This window comes from Mycobacteriales bacterium (assembly GCA_035550055.1).
GTDB lineage: Bacteria > Actinomycetota > Actinomycetes > JAFAQI01 > JAFAQI01 > DASZTV01.
Map to the genome: position 1 here is coordinate 1 of DASZRO010000070.1, position 3,203 is coordinate 3,203.

At 70.1% G+C, this 3,203-nt stretch carries 4 protein-coding genes; 2 read left to right on the forward strand and 2 right to left on the reverse strand.

All coding sequences use genetic code 11. The annotated features are described in order from the left end of the window. Nucleotides 1-132 precede the first annotated feature (132 nt). Complete coding sequence (locus VG899_10300) at nt 133-663, forward strand: DUF4245 domain-containing protein (protein HWA66743.1); 531 nt, start codon at nt 133-135, stop codon at nt 661-663. A 7-nt stretch (nt 664-670) separates the two neighbouring features. On the opposite strand, the gene VG899_10305 is transcribed toward VG899_10300, so the two are convergent. Together VG899_10305 and xseA are read right to left on the reverse strand one after the other, a co-directional pair. Beyond that, nucleotides 671-865 (reverse strand): exodeoxyribonuclease VII small subunit, encoded by a 195-nt coding sequence (locus tag VG899_10305; protein HWA66744.1) that lies wholly within the window; start codon nt 863-865, stop codon nt 671-673. Continuing rightward, complete coding sequence (gene xseA / locus VG899_10310) at nt 862-2,079, reverse strand: exodeoxyribonuclease VII large subunit (GenBank protein ID HWA66745.1); 1,218 nt, start codon at nt 2,077-2,079, stop codon at nt 862-864. Before xseA ends, VG899_10305 begins: the two co-directional genes overlap by 4 nt. Nucleotides 2,080-2,102: 23 nt before the next feature. On the opposite strand from xseA, the gene VG899_10315 reads away from it, so the two are divergent. Then, nucleotides 2,103-3,092, forward strand: coding sequence for a 4-hydroxy-3-methylbut-2-enyl diphosphate reductase (locus tag VG899_10315; protein HWA66746.1), 990 nt, complete (start codon nt 2,103-2,105; stop codon nt 3,090-3,092). The last annotated feature ends 111 nt before the right edge of the window (nt 3,093-3,203 follow it).

Sequence of the window (3,203 nt, forward strand, 5' to 3'; positions counted from 1 at the left end):
GGGTCGGACCGCACTTCTTCACGACCGAGGACGAGTGTCGCGGTGTGATCGATGAGATCGAGGCGATTCGCAATGGCGGATGACACGGCAACCGACGTGCCGTCATCCGGAGCCGTCGCGCGCCCGAAACGGATGTCCGCCACGTTGTGGGACATGGTGCGCTCGCTCGGCGTCATGGCCGTCGTCGTGGCGCTCACCCTGATCTTCGTGCCAGGCCTGCTGCACCCGAGCAAGTCGCAGCGCTTCGCCGCTGTCAGCTACTCGGACTACACGGCGGGCTTCAAGCAGGTCACCGGGATCGATGCGCTCGTGCCCACCGGACTCGGCCCAAAGTGGTATGCGAACTCCGCGAACCTGAAGTACGCCGGCAAGCACGCCCACCTGCACATCGGGTGGGTCACGCCGACCAAGGACTACGCCGCGCTCGAAGAGTCAAACAGCCCGGCCAACGCCTTCATCGAGTCGGTGCTCGGCAGTCGTGGTCTGACCGTGACGAGCAAGCACTACATGAACGGCGTCGCGTGGGACCGGCGAGTGTCCGCGAACGGCGAGCGTTCGCTGACCTGCACGGTCGGCAAGGTGACCGTGGTCATCACGGGCAGCGCCAGCGAGACCCAAGACGACATCCTCGCCGCCGCACTCCACGTCGGCCGCGCGGTGTGAGCCTGAGCTACTCCTCGGGCTTCGCGGCGTCGAGTCGCTCGCGGGCGCCGTCGAGGCGTTGCTGGCAGATCTTGGCCAGCGCGTCGCCGCGCTCCCACAGCGCGAGCGACTCCTCGAGCGTCGTACCGCCCGCCTCGAGCTTGCGCACCACCTCGGCCAAGGCGTCGCGGGCCTGTTCGTAGGACAGCTCTGCATCCGTCACGAGTCGCCACCGTCCGCCACGAGGTGAAGTGTGCCTGCTGCCACCCGGGCCTGTAGCCGCTCCCCGTCGGCGACCGTGGCTGCCTCACGTACCACCTCGCCGTCCGATCGCTGGATCACGGCGTAACCGCGGTCGAGGGTGGCCTGCGGTGAGAGCGCGGCCACCTGGGCGGTGAGTCCGGCGAGCTCGCCGGAGCGCAGCGCGAGGCCGGACACCGCGGCACGTGTCGAGCGGGCGCGCAGCTCGTCGACCGCTTGACCCCAGCTCGCGAGGACGCCCCACGGGTCGGCGAGAGCCGGTCGCGCGAGCAGCCCGTCGAGGCGATGCTGCTCGCTGTCGAGCAGATGCGTCACGCACCGGCGAGCGCGCGCGATCGCGCTCCTGATCCGTTCGATCTCCTCGCCGTGGTCCGGCACGACGAGCTTTGCCGCGTCGGTCGGTGTCGACGCCCGCCGGTCCGCGACGTGGTCGAGCAGCGGTACGTCGGTCTCGTGCCCGATCGCCGAGACGATGGGGGTCAGCGCGGCGGCGGCGGCACGGACCAGCGCCTCGTCGGAGAACGGCAACAGGTCCTCCATCGAGCCGCCGCCGCGGGCGATGACGATCACGTCGACCTCCGGATCCCGGTCGAGGCGGGCGATCGCCTCGACGATCTCGGTGACCGCGAACGGACCCTGTACGGCGACCGCTTCGACGCGGAACGCCACGGACGGCCAGCGGCGCTGGGCGTTCTCGACGACGTCGCGCTCGGCCGCGCTGGACCGCCCCGTGATCAGGCCGATCCGGCGTGGCAGGAATGGCAACGGCCGCTTGCGGTCGGCGGCGAACAGGCCCTCCGTGGCGAGCACGGCGCGCAGGGCCTCGATGCGTTCGAGCAGCGCGCCGAGCCCGACCGGCCTGATCTCGGTCGCGGCGAACGTCAACGAGCCGCGCGCCGCCCAGTACTCCGGCCGTCCCCAGACGACGATCCGGGACCCCTCGCGAAGCGGCGGATCCAGCTCGTCGACCAGGCGTGCCTTGCAGCTCACTCGAAGCGACATCTCGACGGCGGTGTCGCGCAACACGAGGAAGCTCGTGGCCTGGCCCGGCCGGCGGGCGACCTCGGTGACCTGTCCTTCGACCCACACCCTGCCGAGGCGCCCGATCCAGTCAGTGAGCGCCTTGGCGACGGTGCGTACGGCGACCGGCGACTCGGCGCTGGATTCGAGCGGCACGACGGTCAACCTACGATGAAGTAGTGACCGAGCACACCGTTCCCCAGGCCGGGAAGCGAGTACTGCTCGCGGCGCCGCGAGGCTACTGCGCCGGAGTGGACCGGGCGGTCCAGACGGTCGAGCGGGCGCTCGAGCAGTACGGCGCGCCGGTCTACGTCCGCAAGCAGATCGTCCACAACTCCCACGTCGTCGCGGGTCTCGAGGCCAAAGGCGCCGTCTTCGTCGACGAGACCGACGAGGTGCCCGAAGGCGCCGTCGTCGTGTTCTCCGCTCACGGTGTCGCCCCGGTGGTCCACGAGGAGGCGACCCGTCGCAACCTGCACACCATCGACGCAACCTGCCCGCTCGTGACCAAGGTCCACGGTGAGGCGCGCCGCTTTGCCCGTGAGGACGTCGACATCCTGTTGATCGGTCATGAGGGGCACGAGGAGGTCATCGGGACGACCGGAGAGGCGCCGGAGCGAACGCATCTGGTGTCGGGACCGGGTGCCGTCGACACGATCGAGGTGCGCGACCCGGAACGGGTGGCCTGGCTGTCACAGACGACGCTGTCGGTCGACGAGACGCTCGAGACGGTCGCTGCGTTGCGCGCTCGGTTCCCCAAGCTGATAGATCCGCCGAGCGACGACATCTGCTACGCGACGCAGAACCGGCAGACCGCGGTCAAGCAGATTGCGCACGACTCCGACCTGGTCCTCGTCGTCGGGTCAACCAACTCGTCGAACTCGGTGCGGCTCGTCGAGGTGGCCCTCGATGCCGGCGCCGGCTCGTCGTACCTCGTCGACGACGTGACCCACATCGACCCGGCCTGGCTCGACGGGGTGACGACGGTCGGCGTGACCAGTGGCGCGTCGGTGCCCGAGGCGCTTGTCGCGGATGTGCTCGCATGGCTGGCCGATCGTGGCTACGGGGAGGTCGCAGAGGTCACCGCCGCCGAGGAGCGGTTGGTGTTCGCGCTGCCTCGTGAGCTGCGCCACACCGCACCGGCGACCGGGACGGCCACTACGGCGTGAAGCCGGTGCCGAGCGGCTGGGTGTAGCCCAGCATGCTGAAGCCGCCGGCCGACATGCAGACGTGCCAGCCGCCGGGCACCTCGTGGACGACGACGACGGTGAACGCGCTCG